Genomic DNA, 23,355 nt, shown 5'->3' with positions numbered 1-23,355 from the left:
TGTGCCTGGCAAGGGGCACGGAACCGCCCATCCACGATGGCGCCTAGGTGATTCAATCGAGTCCGGGGCGGGCGGACGGATGCATCGTCGCAGCTGCCGGGTGGTTCAGAACTGCCGTCTGATACCCAGCCAGCTTTCTGCGGTTTCGGTGCCGCTGGCGCCGCTCGTGCGGTGGCGGATCACGTAATCGGTTTCCAGCGTCCAGTCCGGCCACAACTGGATGTCCAGGCCAAGCGTCTGCTTGACGAAGGTCTGGCCGTCGCCGGTTTCGAACAGCACGTGTTGCGACCAGCGTGCGCGTTCGCCGAAGTTGCGGCCGAAGTCGATCGAGCCGCGGAACACCGGGCCGGTGCTGCGGATGCCGTCGTCGCTGCGCGGTGCCAGCCGGTAACCGGCGCCGAATTCCACGCCGAGCCGGGACGGACCATCGCGCAGTACCTGCAAGCCGTACTGGGTGCCGACACGCCACTTGTTGGAATAATTGTGGGTGCTGTCGCGTGGGCGCGCCGGCGCCCGCAGCCGAGCCCACGAGCGCTGGCCCGGCAGGCGGGCGTTTGCGGATGTGCGCCAACCGCTGGCCTGACCGTGCAGCGAGCGATCGCTGGCCAGCCGCCATTCCTCGTCGTTGCAGCGCAACGACAGGCAGCTGCTGCGCCGCCGGGCCTGGTCGACCGCCTGGGTAATGGCGGCCGGTTGACCCAAAGCAGGCGCCGGCAATGTCAGGAATGGACTGGACAGGGCCAGTCCCAGCAGGATGGACATGATGTGACGGCGAAAGAAAGGTTTCGGGAGCAGGTCTCAGTATGCCAATCCGGCGGGCGTAGGGGAGCGGGTGGAGCCATACCGGAAATGCATGGGTCCGCCTGCGGCGACGATCGGCCGCTGCAGGCGCAGAAGCTCGCGGTCAGAAACCGTAGACGACGTTGATCGTGGTCAGGGTGTCGGTCTTCTTGGTCCCCGCCAGCGCGTCGGTGTTGTGGCGAACCTCCAGGCCGGCCTTCAGCGCCAGCGCATCGGTCATCTTGACCATCAGGCCGAGCTCGTTGCGGGCGAAGGTGTTGTCGCTGCCGGCCTCGATCAGCAATGTGTCGTAGACCGAGGTGGTTTCGGTGAGCTGGTGGCCGAAGCTCATGGAGCCGCGCAGGATCGCCTCGTTCTCGTGCACACGCACGTCCTGCAGTTTGGCCCAGCGGTAGCCGGGGCCGATCTCGAAGGTCAGGTGGGTGGTGTCGTTCTTGATCGCCTCATAGCCGTAGCCGAACGCGGCGGTCCATTGGTACTCGTACGCGGCGAAGTGGTCGCGCTCATTGCGCGCCGAGCCCGTCAGATAGCTGCGCTCGCCCAGGCGATAGCCGGTGCTGGCAGCCAGTCCGTAGCGGTATGCGCTCTCGATGTCATCCTGCTTGCCGTACAGGAATGAGGCGGAGGCGGCATGCTTCCACGCATCGGTTTCCTTGGCCAGGGCGAGTTTGCCGATCAGGGTCTGGCTGTCGGTGTTGCCCTTGGAGATGGCCAGGCCGAGCTCGCCGGTGCCGCTCCAGCCTGCATCGGTGGCTTCCTGGGCGTGCAGGGGGACGATCGCCGCGCTCAGCGCGGCGGCAAGAAAAAGCTTGCGCATGGGGTCTTTCCTTGTGTGGGACAAAAAAACCGCCGATCTATGTCGGCGGTGGCGCGCAAGTATCGTAAGAAAAATGTGAATGACTCCTCAATATCGCATTGGGATAAGGCCATTCGACAATCAGTAATAAGCCATCACCGCGTGGCGGGCCTGGGCGAAGAACAGCCAGCGCTCGACGAAGACCCCGAGCAATGCCGCCATGGCGGCGAGGGTGAACAGTGGCGCGTCCAGGGCAGGGAAGGCCCAGCCCAGCCCCACGGCCAGCATGGGCACCAGCGCGAACAAGTACGTTGCGATCAGCCTCAGCGGACGCGAGTGCTTGCGCGCCAGCACATAACCCATTTCATGGGTGATGTAGTTGGCTTCGGTATGCGGACGCTCGAATACCCCGATCTCTCGACCGGGCAACCCGATCGCATCGGCGCGGCTGGCGGCGGCAGGTTGGCGGTCGATGGCGCGCCAGTAAACCCGCTTGAGCATGGCTGTCACGATGGCGAGCACCCACGTCACGACGGCGGCTATTGCCAGTGTCCGTACCGGCAGCGCTGTCCAACTGGCAATTGCCGCCAGCAACAGCCAGCCGCACAACAGGGCGAATGCGAAATACACCGGTACCACCAGGGCGTGCCGCCAGGCCGGGATCGGCTTGAGCGAGGCGTAGATCATCGCCGTGCAGGCGATGGTAGCGACCGATGTCAGCAGCACGATGGCCGCCAGAAGCGGTACCGCCGGGCTTTGCAAGGCCGCGTATGAGTGCATGAACAAGGGCGTCGCGAGCAGTCCCAGCAATGCGAGGGCTGCGATCGCGGCAAGCACGGCGGAAACGCCTTCGCGAGAGAGCCACGAACTGCGCCATTGCGAGAATGCCCGCCACGCGCGTGCGGGTTTTCCGAGGTGGAACATCGAGCACAGCAGGCCCGCGGTCGTCAGCAGCAGGCCCAGCACAAGCGAAATGCCCCAGAGCAACGGCATCGCGCCCTGCTGCGGTGGGTGACCCTGCAGGTAGGGGAGCAGGATCCACGCCGCCGTCCAGGCCAGCAGCCCGTAGCCGGCACCCGACAAAGTGGTGAAGAAGATGACGGAGAGGGCTGGGTTCATCGCGAAAGCACCCGGTCCAGCCAGCGCAGCACCGGCGGCAGCTTGGTGGTGTCGAGGGTTTCATCGCTTGCGGGAGTGTCAGCCGGTCCGGCCCGGCGCGGCCGCGGCGGCAGGTACTTGTTGGTCGGCTGGTAGCCCAGCTCCGGCATCAGGTCGATGCCGCCGCGCTCGGCGACCAGCTTCGATACCTTCGACTCGGGGTCGGCCAGGTCGCCGAAATGGCGCGCACCGGTCGGGCAGGCTTGTACGCAGGCCGGCTGGCGTTCGGCTTCGGGCAGGTTTTCGTTGTAGATGCGGTCGATGCACAGGGTGCATTTCTTCATCACCCCTTCGACCGCGCTGTACTCGCGTGCGCCGTAGGGACAGGCCCACGAGCACAGTTTGCAGCCGATGCATTTGTCTTCGTCGATCAGCACGATGCCGTCTTCGGCACGCTTGTAGCTGGCGCCGGTCGGGCACACTGTGACGCAGGCGGGCTGTTCGCAATGCAGGCAGGAGCGGGGGAAGTGAAGGGTCATCGCCGGCTGCGCCGCGGCGCCCTCGCCAGCAGGGGCCACCTCGTAGCTGTGCACGCGGTTGAACCAGACGCCGGACGGAGCCTTGCCGTAGGGCTGTTCGTCGGTCAATGGCGCGGCAAAACCGCCGGCATTCCACTGTTTGCAACTGACCGCGCAGGCGTGGCAGCCGACGCAGGTGTCGAGATCGATCACCAGCCCGAGCTTCTTCTTCGATGGCGACGGCAGGCCGGTCATCGTCGGTCGCCCCGGCCGCCACGCAGCAGCCACAATCCGGCCAGGAACAGCACCAGTGCAACCAGCACGACCGGCAGCAAGGCGAGCAGGGCCCCGGCCGGCGTGGCGGCTGCGTCCAGCCCGGGGGGCGCGAGGGTGCCGTTGGCAAGCAGCACCACCAGGCCAAAGCCCAGCGCCACGCATGCGCCACCGGCGAACTTGCGGCCGTTGTTCATGCGGTCCTCCCGCCTTGCGAATCCGTCGCCAAGGATACCGGACCCGGTGCCATCGACCTGCCCGCTGGATGGAGATTCAGAATGGGAAGTACCTCGGGATCAGCGCGATCGCCATGATCCAGAAGATGATGTTGAGTGGCACGCCGATCTTGGGGAAGTCGGCGAAGCGGTAGCCGCCGGCAGCGTAGACCATGGTGTTTGTCTGGTAGCCGACCGGGGTGGCGAAGCTGGTCGAGGCGGCGAAGGCCACCGCCACCAGCAGCGGTTTGGCATCGATGCCCTGCACGTCGGCGGCCGAAATCGCGATCGGCACCACCAATACCGCGGCGCCGTTGTTGCTCATGACCTCGGTCAACACCGCGGTCATCAGATAGATCACCGCCAGCGTGGCGTACGGGCCGAATTGCGCGACCGTACCGATCGCGTTGTGCGCCAGCCAGTCGGCACCGCCGCTGCGGTCCAGGGCGATGCCCAGGGGCAGTACGCCAGCCAACAGGATCACCACCCGCCAGTCGATTGCCTGATAGGCCTCGTCGGGTTCGAGGCAGCGCAGCACCACCAGTGCCACGCAACCGAGCAGGGCCGAAGCGACGATCGGCAACCAGCCGAGCCCGGCCACCACGATCACCGCCGCCATCACCGCCGCCGACACCAGTGCGCGGCGGCGATCGAGGCGGTGTTGCGGCCGTTCGCCGAGCACGACCAGGGCCGGATTGTCGCGCATCGCGTCGATCGCGGCTTCATCGACATCGACCATCATCACGTCGCCGACCGCAAGCGGCACCCGATCGATCGCCTGGCGGACGGTGCTGCGGCGGCGCTGCAGGCCGAGTACGCGCGCGCCATAGCTGTGGGCGAAGCGTAGTCCGGACAGGGTGTGGCCGATCAGGTACGAGCCGGGCGCGACCATCACCTCGGCGTGCAGCCGTTCCTTTCCCTTGTGCGCGCCATCGTCGCTCATGGCAGGGTCTTTGGCGACCGGGTCGTAGGCCAGTTTGTATTGCTTGCGCAGGGCTTCCAGCTGGGTCCATTCGCCCCGCAGCAGCAGCCGGTCGCCGGCCTCCAGCGGGGTGCTGCGCGGGTCGGGCAGGGGGGAGCCCTTGCGGAAGACTTCGAGCAGGTAAAGGTCGCTGTCTTCGGGCGGCAGCTTGCCGCCCTCGCGCCCGATCGCCGATGAGCCCTCCGGCACCGCCAGTTCGGCCAGGTAGCGGCCGCCGACGCCCTCGGTGGCGATTTCCGGCAGGCCCAGGTCGGGCAGCAGGAACCGGCGCACGGTCATCAGGTAGACCATGCCGACGCCGACGAAGATGATCCCGAGCGGGGCGAACTCGAACAGCTCGAAGCCCTCGCGACCGGCTTGCCGCGCCATCGAATCGACCAGCAGGTTGGTCGAGGTGCCGACCAGGGTGCAGACGCCGCCGAACTGCGAGGCGAACGACAACGGAATCAGGAACCGGGACGGCGCCAGTTTGCTGGCGGCGGTGGCGGCGATCACGATCGGCAGCATGACCGCGACCACCGCGGTGTTGTTGATGAAGGCCGAGGTGGCCGCGACCAGCGCCATCATCACCAGCGCGAACAACCAGCCCCAGCGCACCCGCGCCAACAGCTCGCCAAGCCCGTGCAGGGCGCCGCTCTGCTGCAGGCCGGCGCTGAGCACGAACATTGCCGCAACCGTGATCGTGGCCTGGCTGGAGAAGCCCGACAGTGCCTCGCGCGGACTGAGCACACCCAGCACCAGCAGGCTGGCCAGCGACAGCAGCGCGACCACGTCGACGCGCAGCTTTTCGGTGACGAACAGGTAGACGGTGCCGGCCAGCACCGCCAGCGTCAGCCACAACTCCAGGCCCATCAGGTCAGCCTCATCCCGCGCCCTCCGTCATCCGTGCGCGCGCCGGCGCATGGCGGCACCGTAGCGCAAAGGCGTTTCGGTGGCGTGGAGGGCCGCATCGAGGCGGGGATCGTAAGGGGCCAGGGTGGGGAACCCGGGCTGGATGCCATCGCCGGCTTCAACGCGACGGATCGAGACCCGCAGGTCGAACCACGCTGCCTGCCCGGTCACCGGATCGGCGTTGGCGTAATCGCCCTTCGGGGTGATGTCGGATATCAGGTGGTTGAGCAGGAAACCCTTGCGGCTCTCGGGCGCGTCCTTGTCCAGTCCCCACGCGCCGCGGCGTTTGCCGATCGCGTTCCAGGTCCAGACCGTGTCCGGCTGCATGTTGCCGGCGAACTTCGCCTGCACGGTGATCTCGCCGTGGTGCGAGGCCACGGTGACCCAGTCCTCGTCATCGATGCCGTACTTCGCGCCGGTGTCCGGGTGCAGGTACAGCCAGTTGCGCGTGGTGATCTGACGCAGCCAGGCATTCTGCGAGCCCCAGGCGTGATACATGAACATCGGTCGCTGGGTGACGGCAGACAAGGGAAAACGTGCCTTGTCCCCCACCCCTTCAAGGGATGGGCCGGGGTGGGTGCCGGGCCCGGTCTGCGCCGATTCGAACGGTTCGTACCAGATCGGCAGCGGATCGAAGTAGGTCGCGACACGCTCGCGATGCCGGTCCGGCGGCTGGTGCTCGCCATGCCCCTGAGCGGCGAGCCGGAACTTCTGCAGCGTTTCCGAATACAGCTGCAGCACGATCGGCTCGCCGTGGCCGAGGAAGCCCATCTTCTGCGCCCAGTCGAGGTAGCCGCGGTTGGCCATCTTGTAGTAGCGCGCGTGCCCGGGGATTTCCGCACGCCAGAAGCTGCCGTTGTCGATATAGCGTTGCAGCTGGTCCGGGTTCGGCGGGCCCTTGGCTTCCAGTTCGCCGCGGTCGCCGCGCCAGCCGGCCAGCAGGCCGACCCCGGGCGCGCGCTCGTGGCGGGTGATGTAGTCGGCGTAGTCGCGATAGCGCGGCGAACCGTCTTCGTTCACCAGTCCAGGCAGGCCGAGTCGCGCGCCGAGTTCGATCAGCACCGACTGGAAACCGCGCACGTCGCGGCCGTCGCGCTGCTGAGCGGAATCGAGCACCGGCTGGCGGATCGCATCGGCGGCGCCGTCGGCATCCGAGATCGGCCGGTCGAGCAGGCTGATCGCGTCGAAGCGTTCCAGGTACGTGGTGTCGGGCAGCACCAGGTCGGCATAGGCGACCGTCTCCGAGGCGTAGGCATCGGAATAGATGATGTGCGGAATACGGTATTCGCCGTTCGCGTCCTTGTCGGTCAGCCAGCCGATGGTCTCGGCGGTGTTCATCGCCGAATTCCAGCCCATGTTGGCCATGAACATCAGCAGCGTGTCGATCTTGTACGGGTCGCCGGCCCAGGCGTTGCGGATGACGGTGTGCATCATGCCGTGCGCGGACAGTGGATAGGCCCAGGAATAGGCGTGGTCGATGCGGCGTGGCTGGCCGTCGGCGTCGACGACCAGGTCCTCTGGGCCGTGGACGAAGCCCAGCGGCGGTGCATCCAGGGTGCCGTCGTCGCGACGGGCCTTGCCGGGGCGGTTCGGTGGCGGGATCGGCTTCGGGTACGGCGGCTGATAGCGGAACGAACCGGGCGTGTCGATCGCGCCGAGCAGCAGTTGCAGCAGGTGCAGCGCGCGACAGGTGTGGAAGCCGTTGCTGTGCGCGCTGATCCCGCGCATCGCATGCATCGACACCGGCCGGCCGACCATTTCGGAATGCTCGCGGCCCCAGGCGTCGGTCCACGCGATCGGCAGGCGTACTTCCTGCTCGAACGCGGCCTCGGCCAGCTCGTGGGCGATCCGGCGAATGGTCGCGGCGGGAATGCCACAGCGTTCGCTGACCGCGTCGGGCGCGTACTGCGGGTCGAGGTAACGCTCGGCGATGAGGTGGAACACCGGGCGTGCGCGGCGGCCGTCGGGCAGGGTGTACTCGCCGACGATGGCGGGGGAGATGCCGGTGGCATCGGCGGGGGCGGGCGTACCGCGATCCCAGCACAGCGCTCGCTCCTCGTCATCCCGCGCGAACAACCCGTCATTGGCACCGCCCGGATCGTCGATCACCAGCCAGTGCGCATTGGTGTAGCGCACCAGGTAGTCGAGGTCGATGCGGTCGGCCTTCAGCAATTCATGGATCAGCGCGAACGCGAACAGGCCATCGGTACCCGGGCGAATCCCGATCCACTCGTCGGCGATGGCGCCGTAGCCACTGCGCACCGGATTGATCGCGACGATCTTCGCCCCGTTCGCCTTGACCTTGCCCAGGCCCAGCTTGATCGGGTTGGAGTCGTGGTCCTCGGCCACGCCCCACAGCATCAGGTACTTCGTATGCTCCCAGTCCGGCTCGCCGAACTCCCAGAAGCTGCCGCCGAGCGTGTACAGCCCACCGGCGGCCATGTTGACCGAGCAGAAACCGCCGTGCGCGGCGTAGTTGACCGTGCCGAACTGTTGCGCCCACCAGCCGGTCAGGGCCTGGCTCTGGTCGCGGCCGGTGAAGAATGCCAGTTCATCGGGGTTGCGCTCGCGAATCGGTGCCAGCCACGAGGTCGCGATCTCCAGCGCCTCGTCCCATTCGATCTCGCGGAATTCGCCCGAGCCGCGCTCGCCCACCCGCAGCAGCGGCTTGTCCAGCCGCGCCGGCGAGTAGTGCTGCATGATCCCGGCCGAGCCTTTCGCGCACAGCACGCCGCGGTTGACCGGGTGGTCGGGGTTGCCCTGGATGTAGCGGATCATGCTGCCACGAAGCTCGCTACCATCAGGCTCGCTGCCACGAGGCCCCACATCCTGCAGCCACACCTTGATGCCGCAACGGCAGGCGCACATGTAGCAGGTCGTGGTCCTGACCTCGTCGCCGGGTGTCGGCGAGAGATTGATGGCAGGCTCGGCGGGGTTGGACATGGCGACTATTGTGCGCTGGACGGCCCCGACATGGCGAGGCGGCGCCGGTTGTCGCAATGCAACAGGCATTCGTCACGGCATAATCTGGCGATCCGCTCCCCACTGCCGGTACCGCCATGGAACGCATCGAACGCATCCACGCCCTGCACCGCATCCTTTCCAATGCCCGCTATCCGGTCACCGTGCAGCGGTTGATGGAGGAGCTGGAGTGCTCGCGCGCCACCGCCTACCGCGACCTCGCCTACCTGCGCGACTTCCTGATGGCGCCGGTGGTCGGCAATGGCGAGGCCGGATTCAGCTACGACAGCAACGAGAAGGACCGCTTCGAGCTGCCCGGTCTGTGGCTGAGCTCGCAGGAACTGCATGCGCTGCTGGCCGCGCAGCAACTGCTGATACGCAGCGGCGGCGGGGTGCTGTCGAATGCGCTGGCGCCGCTCCAGCAGCGCATCGAGAAGCTGCTCGACGAGCATGCCGGCGGCCGTCGGCTGCCGATGGAGCGGGTGCGGGTGGTGCCGCACCGCATTCGCAAACTCGACGAGCACGCGTTCCGCACCGTCGCCACCGCGGTGCTCGACCGCAAGCGATTGGCATTCGAATACCGCGCCCGCTCGACCGACGAGACCACCCGGCGCGAGGTTTCGCCGCAGCGCCTGACCCACTACCGCGACAACTGGTACCTCGATGCCTGGGATCATGTCCGCGATGGTCTGCGCAGTTTCGCGGTCGACCGTATCGTGGCCGCGAAACTTGGCGAGGACGGCGCTCTCGACGTGCCTGAGGAAGAGCTCAACCGCCAGCTCGCATCCAGCTACGGCATCTTTTCCGGTGAACCGAAGGGCTGGGCGACGATCGTGTTCAACGCCAAGGCCGCGCGCTGGGTTGCCGATGAGCACTGGCATTCGCAACAGCAAGGCCGCTTCCTGCCCGATGGCCGCTACGAGCTCAAGCTGCCCTACAGCAACGGCCGCGAACTGCTGATGGACGTGCTGCACTACGGCAGCGACGCGGTGATCGTCGAACCGCCGGTGTTGCGCGAGCAGGCCCGCGCACTGCTGTCGCTGGCGCTGAGCCAGTACGACTGAGGGCAAGCCGACATGTCGGGGGCGCAGTGAAGGATCGACGCCACGAGAGCATCGCCCTCGTGCTCGGGGCCGGCGGCGCGCGCGGGCTGGCCCAGATCGGCGTGATCGAAGCCCTGCAGGCGCGCGGGCTGCGGATCGTCTCGGTGGCCGGTTCGTCCGCCGGCGCCCTGGTCGGAGGCCTGTACGCCGCCGGCCAGCTTGAGGTCTACCGCGACTGGCTGCTCGGCCTGAGCCGTGCGCAGATGCTGCGCCTGTTCGATCCCGGCATCGGCCGCCCGGCCCTGTCCGGCGGCACGCGGCTGATGGCCGCGTTGCGCGGGCTGACCGGCTCGCCACGGATCGAAGAGCTGCCGATCGACTTCACTGCGGTCGCGGTCGACCTGCTGCGCCAGCGCGAGGTCTGGTTGCGCGAGGGCGACCTGTGGGATGCGGTGCGCGCCTCGATCGCGATCCCGGGCGTGTTCACCCCGCACGTCGTCAATGGCCGCGAACTGGTCGACGGCGGCCTGCTCGCGCCGTTGCCGCTCGCCGCTACCCGTCTGTCGGGTGCCCGCCACGTAATCGCGGTCGACATGCACAGCCGTTCACGGCGCCGGCTCCCGCGCGAGTTGCGGGCCGGAATCGCCGCGGAGGCGCATGATGAGGCGCCCGCCGCGACTGACGAAGTCGGTTCGTTGTCGTCGCGCCGTTGGCTCGACCGCTGGTTTGGCCGGCAGGCGGATGCCGGGGGCATTGCGCCGTCGCTGACCATTCCAGCCCGTCTGGTCGACATGGGGTTTGGTGGGTTGATGGCGCGTTCGCTCGACACCATGCAGGCGCAGATCGCCCGGACCCAGCTGGCGATGGATCCGCCCGAGCTGGTGATCCACATCCCGCGCGACGCCGCCCAGTTCTATGAATTCTGGCGTGCGGCCGAACTGATCGATCTTGGCCGCGCCGAGGCCGAGAAGGTGCTCGACGCGGCCGGCTATTGAGGTGGCCGGACATTCACGCCTCGTAGCCCGGGTAAGCGGAGCGCACCCGGGAGCGCGCGATCCCGGGTGCGCTCCGCTTACCCGGGCTACAGCAACTTGATTTTCCACTCGCTGCTGGCGTCTTAGCCGCTGAGATGGCGACGGGCAAGAGTAGGGCCACGAAAACCGGAGGCCCTGCCATGCATAGCGTCGACACCCATCGTTCCAGCCATCGCCATGCCCCGCATCCACTGCTCGACGAGGTGCTGCGAGGCGCCGTCGCGGTCGGTGCCCTGCTGCTGGTCCTGCTGCCCGAGGCCCGCGGCGTCCACCCGCAGCTGGGCTGGCTGCCGTTGTGGCTGCTCGGCATGCCGCTGGTGGCGTGGTGGGCCGCGTACCGGTTCCGGCTGCCGGGCCGCAGCGGCGAGGTGGCGCATTGCGGGCCGGTCCGGCTCCGCCGTCGCCTGCCGCAGGCCCGTCGCCGTGCCCGGCCGCGGGCGGCGGTGGCCCGTGCCCGGGCCGTGGCCTGACATGACTTGGGGCAGGTCGGTCCGGGCCCGCGCTTGTGCTAGCGTCCCGGGTTTCCATTGAAACCATGAACCGGGATGCCCATGTCCACACTGACCCTGTCCGCCTTGTCCCGCGCCTGCCGGGGCATCCTGGCCGCCGCCAGTCTTGCCGCCGTGGGCATTGCCGGGGTCGCCTGCACCCCCAATGCCGAGGACGCGCGCTTGAACGACACCGCCAGCCACGAGGACGCCGCCACCGACAGCTACCAGTGGCTGGAGGACGTGACCGGCGACAAGCCGCTGGACTGGGTCCGTGGCGAGAACGAGCGCACCGAGGCCGAACTGGCCGCCACCCCTGAATTCAAGGCGCTGGAAGGCGATATCCGCGCGATCCTCGACTCCGACGCCAAGATCCCCGGCGTACAGAAGATCGGCGACTACTACTACAACTTCTGGAAGGACCAGAAGCACGAACGCGGCCTGTGGCGGCGCACCACGCTGGAGGAGTACCGCAAGGACGATCCCAAGTGGGAAACCGTGCTCGACATCGATGCGCTCAACGAGGCCGAGGGCGAGAACTGGGTCTGGCACGGCGCGCAGTGCCTCAAGCCCGACCGCGACCGCTGCCTGATCGCGCTCTCGCGTGGTGGTGCCGACGCCAACGTGACCCGCGAGTTCGACATGACCACGAAGTCCTGGGTCGAGGACGGTTTCTTCCGTCCCGAGGCCAAGGGCGGCCTGCAATGGATCGACCGCGACACCGTCTACGTCTACACCGACTTCGGCGACGGCAGCATGACCGAATCGGGCTACCCGCGCATCGTCAAGGAATGGAAGCGCGGCACGCCGATGTCGGAAGCGAAGGTCGTCTACGAAGGCAAGGCCGACGACATGTACATCGCCGCCTTCCACGACGACACCGAAGGCCATGAGCGCGACTTCGTCAGCCGCACGCTCGCGTTCTACAACGACGAGCTGTACCTGCGCAGCGATGACGGCTCGCTGGCGAAGATCGACGTGCCCAACTCGGTCAACAAGAACGTGCACAAGGAGTGGCTGCTGCTGGAACTGCGTGAGCCCTACGAGGCCGGCGGCGCCGAGTATCCGGCCGGCAGCCTGATCGCAGCCAACTTCGACGATTTCATGGCCGGCAAGCGCGAGTTCACCGCGCTGTTCACGCCGAGCGACAGCACCTCGCTGGCCAGCTACACCTGGACGCAGAACCATCTGGTGCTGAATGTCCTCGACGACGTCAAGAACCGGCTCAGCGTGCTGACCCCGGGCGATGGCGGCTGGAAGGAAAGCGAATTCGCCGGCGCACCGGACTTCGGCACCGTCAGCGTCGGTGCGGTCGATGCCGACGAGAGCGATGCGCTGTGGATGACGGTGGCCGATTACCTGACCCCGACCACGCTATCGCTGGTCGAGATCGACAAGCAGCCGGAACCGCTGAAGTCGATGCCGGAATTCTTCGACGCCTCCAACATGGTGATCGAGCAGCACTTCGCGACCAGCCAGGACGGCACCCGCATCCCGTACTTCCTCGTCCGCCCGAAGGACCTTGCCTTCGACGGCCAGGCGCCGACCCTGCTGTACGGCTACGGCGGCTTCGAGATCTCGCTGACCCCGGGCTATTCGGCCGGGGTCGGCAAGGGCTGGCTGGAGAAGGGCGGCGTATACGTGGTCGCCAACATCCGCGGCGGCGGCGAGTACGGCCCGCGCTGGCACCAGGCGGCGCTCAAGGCCAACCGCTACAAGGCCTACGAGGACTTTGCCGCGGTCGCCAGGGATCTGGTCGAGCGCAAGGTCACCTCGTCGGCGCACCTGGGTGCGCAGGGCGGCAGCAACGGCGGCCTGTTGACCGGCAACATGCTGACCCAGTACCCGGAACTGTTCGGCGCGATCGTGGTGCAGGTGCCGCTGCTCGACATGCGGCGCTACCACAAGCTGCTCGCCGGTGCCTCGTGGATGGCCGAATACGGCAACCCGGACACGGCCGACTGGGAGTTCATCAAGACCTTCTCGGCCTACCACCTGTTCGATCCGGCGAAGGAATACCCGCCGGCGATCTTCATGACCTCGACCCGCGACGACCGCGTCCACCCCGGCCACGCCCGCAAGATGGCGGCGAAAATGCTCGATGCCGGCAAGGACGTGCGTTACTACGAGAACATCGAGGGCGGCCACGGTGGCGCGGCCAACAACGCCCAGGCCGCGCACATGAGCGCGCTGGCGTACACCTTTCTGTGGAACGAGTTGGCGAAGTAGGCTTTCGCCAGCCTTGTCCGGCATGACGACGGGGTCCGCCCCCGCCGTTGGTGACTGTTCCGACGTGGCCTGCCGGCCTTGACGACGAATGTCCCCCGGCCGCCGCCCGTGGCGGCGGCCTCCTCCTTGATTTCGCCGTCAAGGCCGGCAGGCCACGTCGGAACAGTCGGATCGCGCGGCTAGGCTGGAGCCAGAAGCCGGCCCTCCCCGGGATTCCGCTTCTGGAACCACCGGTCATCTCCGAACACCGGGGGCGAAGGCCCTTGGGTGTGAAATCAAGGAGGAGGCGCCGGCCCTGGCCGGCGCCGGGGGACATTCGCATCCAAGGGCCTTCGCCCCCGGCGCCCCGGTCATCCAACAGACACGGCGCTTTTCCCCTCGATCGGAGCAAGAACCGTTCTTTGGATGGGGTAAACCCCCCATGCCAACCGGCAGGTGTCCGGGCTACCTGAAACCCGTTACCTTCGGCAATTCCTGTTGCGAAATGCGTCCTCGCCCCCATCCCATGAAACCCACACTCCTGCTAGCCGCCGTCCTCATGAGCCTGACTGCCTGCTCCGGCAAACCCGCCGCCGAACTGCCCGCCCCGCCCGATGCCGACCAGCGGCCCCACGTGGTCAAGGCCCCGCACGGCGCCGAGCGCGAGGACGAGTACTACTGGCTGCGCGACGACAAGCGCGAGGACAAGGCCATGCTGGCCTACCTGGAGGCCGAGAACGCCTACGCCGACGCGGTCATGGCCCCGCTCAAGCCGCTGGAGGACAAGCTCTACGACGAAATCGTCGGTCGCATCAAGCAGGACGACAGCTCGGTGCCGTATCGCGAGCGCGGCTGGTGGTACTACACCCGCTTCGACACCGGCAAGGACTATCCGATCCACGCCCGCCGCAAGGACGGCCCCGGCATCGATGCGACCTCGATCCAGAAGGCCAACGACTCCGGTGATTTTGCCGATGAGCAGATCCTGCTCGATGTCAACGCCCTGGCCGAAGGCAAGGATTACTACGCCGCCAGCGCTCGAACGGTGAGCCAGGACAACACCCTGCTTGCCTACGCCGAGGACCTCAACGGTCGTCGCCAGTACACCGTACGCATCAAGAACCTCGAAACCGGCGAGCTGTACCCGGACGAGATCAAGGGCGTCTCGGCCAACCTGGTCTGGGCCGACGACAACAGGACCCTGTTCTACGTAGAGAACGACCCCGAGACCCTGCTGACCAAGCGGGTCAAGAAGCACGTGCTTGGCACTCCGGTCGCCGACGACGTGCTGGTCTACGAGGAAACCGACGACAGCTTCTACATGGGCATCGGCCGCACCCGCGACGATCGTTTCATCGTCATCGGCGTGTCGAGCACGGTGTCGGACGAGTTGCGTCATGCCCCGGCCGCCGATCCGCGCGAGTTCACCGTTCTGTCCGCGCGCGCGCGCGACGTCGAGTACGACGCCGACCACCACGACGGCCGCTGGGTGATCCGCACCAATGCTGACGGCGCGAAGAACTTCAAGGTCGTCACCGCCCCGACCGGCTCGACCTCACGCAAGGACTGGAAGGACTGGATCGCGCACCGCGACGATGTGTTCATCGACGGCGTCGAACTGTTCGACGGCTTCACCGCGATCGGCGAGCGTTCCGAGGGCCTGGAGCGGCTGCGCGTCGTGCGCGGCACGCCGGGCGGGACCGGCGGCGCCGAGGAGTACGTCAAGGCCGACGAGCCGGCCTACTCGATGGGCCTGTCGGCCAACCCGGAGCCGGACAGCGAGTGGCTGCGCTACAGCTACACCTCGATGACCACGCCGGGCACCGTCTACGAGCTCAACACGAAGACCGGCGAGCGCCGCATGCTCAAGCGCGAGCCGGTGATCGGCTACGACCCCGAGCAGTACGTGACCGAACGCCTGTGGGCGACCGCACGCGACGGCACGAAGGTGCCGGTGTCGCTGGTCTACAGGAAGGGCTTCAAGCGCGACGGCAGCGCCGCGCTGCTGCAGTACGCCTACGGCAGCTACGGTTCCTCGAGCGATCCGGGCTTCAACAGCACCGTGGTCAGCCTGCTCGACCGCGGTATGGTCTACGCCATCGCCCACATCCGCGGCGGCCAGGAAATGGGCCGGGCCTGGTACGACGACGGCAAGCTGTTCAACAAGGTCAACACCTTCACCGACTTCATCGACGTGACGAAGTACCTGGTCGAGCAGAAGTACGCCGCGCCCGACCGCGTCGCCGCCTATGGCGGCAGCGCCGGCGGCCTGCTGATGGGCGCGATCTCGAACATGTCGCCGGAGACGTATACGGTGATTCTGTCGCAGGTGCCGTTCGTCGACGTGGTCACCACCATGCTCGACCCGAGCATCCCGCTGACCACCAACGAGTACGACGAGTGGGGCAACCCCGAGCAGAAGGACTACTACGACTACATGTTGTCGTATTCGCCCTACGACAACCTGAAGGCCCAGGCCTATCCGGCGATGTTCATCGGCACCGGCCTGTGGGACTCGCAGGTGCAGTACTGGGAGCCGGCCAAGTATGTCGCCCGGCTGCGCGACATGAATACGTCGGACAACACCGTCGTGTTCCGCACCAACATGGAAGCCGGCCACGGCGGCAAGTCCGGCCGCTTCCGTCGCTTCCGCGAGCGCGCGGAGATGTATGCCTTCATGCTCGACCGGCTGGGCGTGGACGCGGCGGCGCAGTAAACCTGTTTTCGTCGTCCCGGCGGAAGCCGGGACCCATTTTTGAACTTGCTGTCACATCCTGCCCAGAGGACAAAGCAAAATGGATCCCGGCTTCCGCCGGGATGACGCCAGATCATGCAGGAATCCGAATCCGCCCCCATCCGCTTCCGCTGGGCCTGGTGGCTGCTGGCCTACGCCAGTCTCGGCCTGGGCCTGGTCGGCATCGTCGTGCCGGGATTGCCGACGGTGCCGTTCGTGCTGCTGTCGGCCTGGGCCGCCGCGCGTGGTTCCCAGCGCCTGCATCGCTGGCTGCTCGCGCATCGCCAGTTCGGGCCGATGATCCGCGACTGGCAGGCGCAGGGCGCGGTCAGCCGGCGGGCCAAGTGGCTGGCCACGACCATGATGTCGGCCTGTGCGGTGATCATGTTCCTGACCGCGCCGAAGCTGTGGATGGCCGCCACCGGTACCGGGATCATGGCGGTGGTTGCGACCTGGCTGTGGCTGCGGCCTGAACCGCGGCGTGAACCACACTGACACGAATCGCCCTGACCTGGCTCACACTGATATGAATCGCCCCGATCCGGCGGCATGCAGGGCGTGAACCGCCTCCACCGCCGGGCTACACTGCCGCCATGAACGCACGCAACGCACTCCTGCTACTGATATCGGTCCTGCTGCTGGTCGGCTGTGGCGTCAAGGGGCCGCTGGTCCAGGCGCCTCGTGAAACAACGGTCGATCTCGACGCCGTGCCCGAAGCGCCGGCCGATACCGAGGATGACGAGGTCTTCGACGACTTCCCCGAAGAAGACTACGACCCGGCACGCTGATGGGCGGTCCTCGGCAAGCGGCGAACCCCCGCAGCCTGCATTTCAGCAAGATGCACGGCGCCGGCAATGACTTCGTCGTGCTCGACCTGCGCGGCGGCCGGCCCGCGCCATCGCCGGCACTGTGCCGTGCGTTGGCCGACCGACATACCGGTGTCGGCTGCGACCAGATACTGACCGTCGAGGACGCCGCCGCACCCGGGGCGGTTGCTGTCTATGGCATCTGGAACGCCGACGGTTCGCGTTCGCAGCAGTGCGGCAACGGCGCGCGCTGCATCGCCGCCTGGCTGGTGCGCGACGGTGCCGTGCAAGCCCCTGAATTCCTGCTCGACAGTCCTGCCGGCCGGCATCCGGTACGGCGGCTCGATGCGGACCGCTTCCGCATCGAGCTGGGGGTGCCGGATTTCGAGCCTGCGCACATCCCGATGCGTGGTTTCGATGCCGCCCGCGACCGCTACCGCGCCGGCGATCCGGCGCTGCCCGAGTTCGGTGCGGTGTCGATGGGCAACCCGCATGCGCTGGTCGAGGTCGAAGACGTCGATGCCGCGCCGGTCGCCGATGTCGGCCCTGCGCTGCAGCGTGATGAAACGTTCCCGGAGTCGGTCAACGTCGGCTTCGCCCAGGTCGTCGCGCGCGATCGCGTGCGCCTGCGCGTGTACGAACGCGGCGTCGGCGAGACCCTGGCCTGCGGCAGCGGCGCCTGTGCGGCAGCGGTGGTGCTGATGAAGCGCGGCCGCATCGACCGCGTGGCGGCGATCGAGCTGCCTGGCGGAGAGTTGCGTATCGAGTGGCCGGCCGACGATGCTCCGGTGGCGATGACCGGACCGACTGCATTCGTATTCGAAGGAGAGTGGCATGAAGACAGGTTCTGAGACCCAGGAAAAGCTCGGCGCGCACGAGGTCGCGGCCTGGCTGCGGCGGCACCCGAATTTCCTCAAGCAGTTCCCGGACCTGGCGCTGAGCCTGGTGGTGCCGCGCGACGAGGGCTCTGCGGCCTCGCTGGCCAGCTACCAGCTTGAGGTGCTGCGCGACAAGAACCGCGAGCTGTCGCGGCGCCTGCAGGAATTGTTCTTCAATGCACAGGAGAACGAGCGCCTTGCGGTGCGCACCCATCAGCTGGCGCTGGTGCTGATGCGCCAGACCAGCGCCGCCGACACCCTGCGCGCGATGGCGGCGACGCTGGCGGAGGAGTTCAACGGCGACATGGTGCGGCTGGTGATGCTGAAGCCGGTCGAGGGCCTCGACAATGCCGAATGGCTGCAGGTGATCGCCGAGGGCGATGAAGCCTTGACGCCGTTCCGCGATGGTCTCGCCGACGGCGAACCGCTCTGCGGCCGCCTGCAACCGGAGAAGAACGCGGTGCTGTACGGCGCGCGCAGCGAGCAGGTGATGTCCTCCGCCTTGCTGCCGCTGCCCGGCGTCGGCCTGGTCGCGGTCGGCAGCCATGACGCAAACCGTTTCTACCCCGGCATGGGGACCCTGTTCCTGCGCATGATGGGTGAGTCGCTGGTGACGGCATTGAAGAGGTATGACGACTGACGAACCCGCTTTCGCGGGAATGACGTCAGAGGGTGCCATGAACGCGATCGAAGATTTCCTCGCCCACCTGCGCGTCGAGCGGCAGATGTCCATGCACACGCTCGATGCCTACCGCCGCGACCTCGACGCGCTGCGCGCCTGGGCCGACCCGCAAGCGCTCGACGTGATGATGCTGGACGCCGGGCACCTGCGCGCCTTCGTTGCTGCCGAACACCGCCGCGGGTTGTCGCCCAAGAGCCTGCAGCGGCGCCTGTCGGCCTGTCGCAGCTTCTATGCCTGGCTCCTGAAGCAGGGCCGCATCGCCGCCAGCCCGGCCGCCGCGATCCGCGCGCCGAAAGCGCCGCGCAAGCTGCCGCAGGTGCTCGACCCGGACGAGGCCAAGGCCCTGGTCGAGGTGCCGACCGATGCCCCGCTCGGCCTGCGCGACCGCGCCCTGCTGGAGTTGTTCTATTCCTCCGGCCTGCGCCTGTCGGAGCTGTGCGGCCTGCGCTGGCGCGACCTCGATCTCGCCGATGCGCTGGTGCACGTAACCGGCAAGGGCAACAAGCAGCGCAGCGTGCCACTGGGCTCGCATGCACGACGGGCGCTGGCCGAATGGCGCGCATCCACTGTTTCCGCTGCAACCGGCGCGTCCGACGACGCCCCGGTGTTCCCCGGCCGCAACGGTCCGATCACACCGCGCGCAGTGCAGCTGCGGCTGGCCAAGCTGGCCCGCCAACAGGGCCTGTTCAAGCGCGTGCATCCGCACCTGCTGCGGCACTCCTTCGCCAGCCATATCCTCGAATCCTCCGGCGACCTGCGTGGGGTGCAGGAGTTACTCGGCCATGCCGACATCGCCACCACCCAGATCTACACCCACCTGGACTACCAGCACCTGGCGAACGTCTACGATGCCGCGCACCCGCGCGCGAAGCGGAAGCGCTGAGTGGCCGTTGCCGGCAAGCTACAGGCCGGCCAGCACGCCCCCGTCCGCCAGCACCGAGGCGCCTGTCATGTAGCGGCTTTCGTCGCTGGCCAACCATAGCGCGACGTCGGCGATCTCCTCGGGCTCGCCGATGCGCTGGAACGCATCGACCTTCAACCGCGACTGTTCGGCCAGTTCCGGCGATGCACCGGTGGCGTTGCGGAACAGGGCGGTATCGATGATCCCGGGGGCGATCACGTTGGCGCGGATGCCCTGCATGCCGTAGTCGAGCGCGGCGGCCTGGGCCAGGCCCATCAAGGCCCGCTTGCTCGTCGCATAGCCGCCCGCGCCGGGACGGGTACTGCGTTCGTGCAGCGACGAGGTCAGGATGATGCTGCCGCCCCCGCTGCGCAGCATGTGCGGGATCTGCCGTTGCATCGACAGGAACACGCCGCGGGTATTGGTCTGGTAGATCGTTTCCCACTCTTCCAGGGACAGTTCGTGCAGGGGCTGGAAACGGCCGGTGATCCCGGCATTGTTGAAGGCGACATGCAGCCCGCCATAGCGTTCGGCCACCGCATCGACGAAGTCGCGCACGTCGGCCGGCACGGTGACGTCGGCGCGCACGTACATCGCCTCGCCACCGGCGGCACGGATTTCCGCCTCGACTTCGCGGCCCAGCGCTTCGCGTCGCCCACAGAAGCCGACCCGGGCACCTTCGCGGGCGAAGGCCAGCGCAGTCGAGCGTCCGATGCCGGAGGTGGCGCCGGTGATGATCGCGACCTTGCCATCGAGGCGGCCGCGAGCCTGGACGGTCGGTGCGGCAGACGCGGTAGCGACGCGGGAGCCGGCGGCCAGAGCGGTCGCGGCCAGGCCGGCGCCCAGCAGTTCACGGCGGGAGATCGTGGTCATTTCTGCACCTCGTGCGTGGGGTAGGACTCCATGCTCGGTGCTTTCAAAAGCTGCGATAATCCATCGAAAGTGAATTGGTTTCATTCGTAAAATGAACGAATTCCCGATACTGACCCCGGCCCGGCTGCGCGAAATGGTGGGTTTCGCGGCGGTGGCACGGCACCTGAGTTTCGCGCGCGCGGCAGCCGAGGTCGGCTGCACGCCTTCGGTGCTGAGCCGGCGTATCGCCAGCCTCGAGCGGACCGTGGGCGGCCCGGTGTTCCTGCGTTCGACCCGCCAGGTGTCGCTGACCCCGTTGGGCGAGACCTTGCTGGCCGACTACCGTGTGCTGGAAGCTGCGCTCGGTGACTTGAATGCCCGGCTTGCCTCGCAGCATGCCGAGCCGGCCGGCCTTGTCCGCCTGCACGTACCGACGACCTACGGGCGGCGCCGGATCGCGCCGTTGCTGGCAGGCTTCATGGCCCGGTATCCGCGAATCCGGCTCGATGTGGTGTTCGACGACGGCTTTGCCGACCTGATCGCCTTGCGCGTCGATGTCGCCGTCCGGATCGGTCGTCTTGCCGATTCGCGACTGGTGGCGCGCGGTCTTGGACCTGTCCATCGCGTGCTCTGCGCATCGCCGGCTTACCTGGAACAAGCGCCGGGACTGGTGCGGCCGGAGGACCTCGCCCGTCATCGGTGCCTTGCCTTCACCCCGCTGCAAAGCGGCGCGTTGTGGACGCTCGAGCGTGGCCGGCAGCGGCGTTCGGTGCGGGTGCAGCCGGTGCTTGCGACCAACAACGCCGACGCCCTCCAGGCCGCGGTGCTTGATGGTGCCGGCATCGCATTGCTGGCGGACTTCGTCATCGGTGAGAACATCGCGTCGGGGCGGCTGGTGGAAGTGCTGCCGCAGTGGCATCTGCTGCAGCCGACGGTGCAGCTGGTCTGGGTGGCCGGGGCCGACCGGGCGCCACGGGTGCGAGCCCTGATCGACTACCTCGGCGAGCATCTGGGCGGTGTGGCGGTGGACGACGCAGGCGTGCGCGCAGCCCAAGCCCCGGCCTGAGCCTGCATCTTGAACCCGCCGGTGACGCCCCCACCCATGAGTCATCGCTTCCGGAGGCCCCATGGACCCCAGCCAGAATCCCAACGTCTTCCACGCCACCACCATCGTCTCGGTGCGTCGCGACGGCCGCGTCGCGGTCGCCGGCGATGGCCAGGTGACCCTCGGCCACACGGTGATGAAGGCCAACGCGCGCAAGGTGCGCAGGCTCGGCCGCGACGGCCAGGTGCTGGCCGGTTTTGCCGGGGCCGCCGCCGACGCATTCACCCTGTTCGAACTGTTCGAGGCCAAGCTGGAGAAACACGGCCAGCTGGCTCGCGCCGCGGTTGAGATGGCCAAGGATTGGCGCACCGAGCGCCGGCTCGGCAAGCTCGAAGCACTGCTCGCGGTCGCCGACAAGGACACCTCCCTGGTGATCAGCGGCACCGGCGACGTGATCGAGCCGGAGGACGGCATCATCGCGATAGGCTCCGGCGGCATGTACGCGCTGTCCGCCGCGCGCGCGCTGATCATGCATACGCAACTTGATGCCAGGACCATCGCCACCGAGGCGATCAACATCGCCGGCGATGTGTGCATCTACACCAACCGCAACGTCGTGATCGAAGAGCTCTGACCGTCGCGACGCATCCCCACATGTCATCCCGAGCCTAGCGTGGGAACTGTTTTCCCGGCCAACAGCACGTCCCTCATTGCGTTCGGGATGACGGAGCAGAGTCGAACATGTCCATGAAAACCGACAGCAACAACGCCACCATGACCCCGCGCGAGATCGTGCAGGAGCTCGACCGCCACATCATCGGCCAGCATTCAGCCAAGCGCGCGGTCGCGATCGCGCTGCGCAACCGCTGGCGCCGCGCGCAGCTCGACGATGAGCTACGCAACGAGGTGATGCCCAAGAACATCCTGATGATCGGCCCGACCGGCGTCGGCAAGACCGAGATCGCGCGCCGGCTGGCGACACTCGCCAACGCGCCGTTCGTCAAGGTCGAGGCGACCCGCTTCACCGAGGTCGGCTACGTCGGCAAGGACGTCGAACAGATCGTCCGCGACCTCGCCGACACCGCGGTCAAGCTGTATCGCGAGCAGGCCAAGCAGCGCGTGCGCACCCAGGCCGAGGAGCGTGCCGAGGACCGTATCCTCGATGCGCTGCTGCCGCGCCGCAGCACCAGTGCCAACTCGTTCGGTTTCAACCTTGCCGAGGCGGCCAAGGACGAACCCTCGGCGCAGGACAACGCCCCCGACGACGGCACCCGCGCCAAGCTGCGCCGGCAACTGCGTGCCGGCGAACTGGACGAGCGCGAGATCGAGATCGAAGCCGCGGTCAATGTCGGCGTCGACATCATGGCGCCGCCCGGCATGGAGGAGATGGGCCAGCAGCTGCGGCAGATGTTCTCCCAGGTCGCCGGCAACAAGACCCACACGAAGACCCTGCCGATCAAGGCCGCGCGCAAGCAGCTGATCGAGGACGAGGCGGCGCGCCTGGTCAACGAGGAGGAAGTGCGCGAGGCGGCGATCGAGGCCTGCGAACAGCACGGCATCGTCTTCATCGACGAGATCGACAAAGTCGCCAAACGCAGCGAGGCCGGCCTGAGCGGCGGCGATGTCAGCCGCGAGGGCGTGCAGCGCGACCTGCTGCCACTGGTCGAGGGCTCCACCGTCAGCACCAAGTACGGCCCGGTCAAGACCGACCACATCCTGTTCATCGCCTCGGGCGCGTTCCACCTGGCCAAGCCCAGCGACCTGATCCCGGAACTGCAGGGCCGCTTTCCGATCCGGGTCGAGCTGGGCGCGCTAAGCAAGGACGACTTCGTCCGCATTCTGACCGAGCCGAAGGCGGCGCTGACCCTGCAGTACGTCGAGCTGATGAAAACCGAAGGCGTCGGCCTGCGCTTCACCGACGATGCGGTCGAGCGGCTGGCCGAGATCGCCGCCACCGTCAACGAGCGCCAGGAGAACATCGGTGCCCGTCGCCTGCACACCGTACTCGAACGCCTGCTCGACGTGCTCAGCTACGAGGCCCCCGATCGCGACGGCCAGTCGGTCAACATCGACCGCGCCTATGTCGACGATCATCTCGGCGAGTTGGTGCAGGACCCGGATCTGAGTCGATACATCCTCTGAGTCGTCC

21 protein-coding genes are annotated in these 23,355 nt (G+C 67.4%); 13 read left to right on the top strand and 8 right to left on the bottom strand.

Annotated features, from left to right (window positions below; genetic code table 11):
* Positions 1-105 precede the first annotated feature (105 nt).
* From FKV23_RS14850 to FKV23_RS14820, 7 genes are all read right to left on the bottom strand, one after another.
* Entirely contained in the window at positions 106-762 is a 657-nt protein-coding gene (locus FKV23_RS14850; RefSeq protein WP_141624561.1) for a DUF481 domain-containing protein, read from the bottom strand.
* Between the two features lie 142 nt (positions 763-904).
* Complete coding sequence (locus FKV23_RS14845; protein WP_141624560.1) at positions 905-1,618, bottom strand: DUF481 domain-containing protein; 714 nt, start codon at positions 1,616-1,618, stop codon at positions 905-907.
* Between the two features lie 120 nt (positions 1,619-1,738).
* The gene (locus FKV23_RS14840; protein ID WP_141624559.1) at positions 1,739-2,716 is read right to left on the bottom strand and encodes a dimethyl sulfoxide reductase anchor subunit family protein; all 978 of its coding nucleotides are present in this window, start codon (positions 2,714-2,716) and stop codon (positions 1,739-1,741) included.
* On the bottom strand, positions 2,713-3,468 hold the full coding sequence (locus FKV23_RS14835; protein WP_141624558.1) for a 4Fe-4S dicluster domain-containing protein: 756 nt from the start codon (positions 3,466-3,468) through the stop codon (positions 2,713-2,715). The genes FKV23_RS14840 and FKV23_RS14835 overlap by 4 nt, the downstream gene beginning before the upstream one ends.
* Positions 3,465-3,683 carry a hypothetical protein gene (locus tag FKV23_RS14830; RefSeq protein WP_141624557.1) on the bottom strand — a complete coding sequence of 73 codons (219 nt, stop codon included), beginning with the start codon at positions 3,681-3,683 and terminating at the stop codon, positions 3,465-3,467. The genes FKV23_RS14835 and FKV23_RS14830 overlap by 4 nt, the downstream gene beginning before the upstream one ends.
* Positions 3,684-3,759: 76 nt before the next feature.
* Positions 3,760-5,535, bottom strand: a complete 1,776-nt coding sequence (locus FKV23_RS14825) for an SLC13 family permease (protein ID WP_141624556.1) — start codon at positions 5,533-5,535, stop codon at positions 3,760-3,762.
* A 27-nt stretch (positions 5,536-5,562) separates the two neighbouring features.
* Entirely contained in the window at positions 5,563-8,517 is a 2,955-nt protein-coding gene (locus FKV23_RS14820; protein WP_141624555.1) for a molybdopterin oxidoreductase family protein, read from the bottom strand.
* A 116-nt stretch (positions 8,518-8,633) separates the two neighbouring features.
* Between FKV23_RS14820 and FKV23_RS14815 the strand changes: the two genes are divergently transcribed.
* The 10 genes from FKV23_RS14815 to xerC all read left to right on the top strand — a co-directional run bounded on the left by FKV23_RS14815 (position 8,634) and on the right by xerC (position 19,291).
* Entirely contained in the window at positions 8,634-9,599 is a 966-nt protein-coding gene (locus FKV23_RS14815) for a helix-turn-helix transcriptional regulator (protein WP_141624554.1), read from the top strand.
* A 26-nt stretch (positions 9,600-9,625) separates the two neighbouring features.
* Entirely contained in the window at positions 9,626-10,573 is a 948-nt protein-coding gene (locus FKV23_RS14810; protein ID WP_167285280.1) for a patatin-like phospholipase family protein, read from the top strand.
* A 179-nt stretch (positions 10,574-10,752) separates the two neighbouring features.
* Positions 10,753-11,082, top strand: coding sequence for a hypothetical protein (locus FKV23_RS14805; RefSeq protein WP_141624552.1), 330 nt, complete (start codon positions 10,753-10,755; stop codon positions 11,080-11,082).
* A gap of 105 nt (positions 11,083-11,187) precedes the next feature.
* Positions 11,188-13,329, top strand: a complete 2,142-nt coding sequence (locus tag FKV23_RS14800; RefSeq protein WP_407067684.1) for a prolyl oligopeptidase family serine peptidase — start codon at positions 11,188-11,190, stop codon at positions 13,327-13,329.
* 505 nt (positions 13,330-13,834) lie between these two features.
* Positions 13,835-16,024, top strand: a complete 2,190-nt coding sequence (locus tag FKV23_RS14795; protein WP_141624550.1) for a S9 family peptidase — start codon at positions 13,835-13,837, stop codon at positions 16,022-16,024.
* Positions 16,025-16,138: 114 nt separating this feature from the next.
* Positions 16,139-16,537, top strand: a complete 399-nt coding sequence (locus tag FKV23_RS14790) for a YbaN family protein (protein WP_141624549.1) — start codon at positions 16,139-16,141, stop codon at positions 16,535-16,537.
* Between the two features lie 98 nt (positions 16,538-16,635).
* The gene (gene lptM / locus FKV23_RS14785; protein ID WP_141624548.1) at positions 16,636-16,830 is read left to right on the top strand and encodes an LPS translocon maturation chaperone LptM; all 195 of its coding nucleotides are present in this window, start codon (positions 16,636-16,638) and stop codon (positions 16,828-16,830) included.
* Complete coding sequence (dapF, locus tag FKV23_RS14780) at positions 16,830-17,699, top strand: diaminopimelate epimerase (protein ID WP_141624547.1); 870 nt, start codon at positions 16,830-16,832, stop codon at positions 17,697-17,699. The genes lptM and dapF overlap by 1 nt, the downstream gene beginning before the upstream one ends.
* The gene (locus FKV23_RS14775) at positions 17,683-18,366 is read left to right on the top strand and encodes a DUF484 family protein (protein WP_141624546.1); all 684 of its coding nucleotides are present in this window, start codon (positions 17,683-17,685) and stop codon (positions 18,364-18,366) included. The genes dapF and FKV23_RS14775 overlap by 17 nt, the downstream gene beginning before the upstream one ends.
* A gap of 37 nt (positions 18,367-18,403) precedes the next feature.
* Positions 18,404-19,291, top strand: coding sequence for a tyrosine recombinase XerC (xerC, locus tag FKV23_RS14770; protein ID WP_141624545.1), 888 nt, complete (start codon positions 18,404-18,406; stop codon positions 19,289-19,291).
* A gap of 18 nt (positions 19,292-19,309) precedes the next feature.
* Here xerC and FKV23_RS14765 read toward each other — a convergent pair whose 3' ends face one another.
* Positions 19,310-20,182: an SDR family NAD(P)-dependent oxidoreductase gene (locus tag FKV23_RS14765; protein WP_141624544.1), complete on the bottom strand. Its 873-nt coding sequence runs from the start codon at positions 20,180-20,182 to the stop codon at positions 19,310-19,312.
* 91 nt (positions 20,183-20,273) lie between these two features.
* Here FKV23_RS14765 and FKV23_RS14760 point away from each other — a divergent pair, with 91 nt between their 5' ends.
* The 3 genes from FKV23_RS14760 to hslU all read left to right on the top strand — a co-directional run bounded on the left by FKV23_RS14760 (position 20,274) and on the right by hslU (position 23,348).
* Complete coding sequence (locus FKV23_RS14760) at positions 20,274-21,227, top strand: LysR family transcriptional regulator (protein ID WP_141624543.1); 954 nt, start codon at positions 20,274-20,276, stop codon at positions 21,225-21,227.
* Between the two features lie 61 nt (positions 21,228-21,288).
* On the top strand, positions 21,289-21,840 hold the full coding sequence (gene hslV, locus FKV23_RS14755; RefSeq protein ID WP_141624542.1) for an ATP-dependent protease subunit HslV: 552 nt from the start codon (positions 21,289-21,291) through the stop codon (positions 21,838-21,840).
* A 140-nt stretch (positions 21,841-21,980) separates the two neighbouring features.
* Positions 21,981-23,348 (top strand): ATP-dependent protease ATPase subunit HslU, encoded by a 1,368-nt coding sequence (hslU, locus tag FKV23_RS14750; RefSeq protein WP_141625227.1) that lies wholly within the window; start codon positions 21,981-21,983, stop codon positions 23,346-23,348.
* The last annotated feature ends 7 nt before the right edge of the window (positions 23,349-23,355 follow it).

This window comes from Lysobacter alkalisoli (genome assembly GCF_006547045.1).
Taxonomy (GTDB): Bacteria; Pseudomonadota; Gammaproteobacteria; order Xanthomonadales; family Xanthomonadaceae; genus Marilutibacter; species Marilutibacter alkalisoli.
This window is presented reverse-complemented; position numbering and strand designations above follow the sequence as displayed.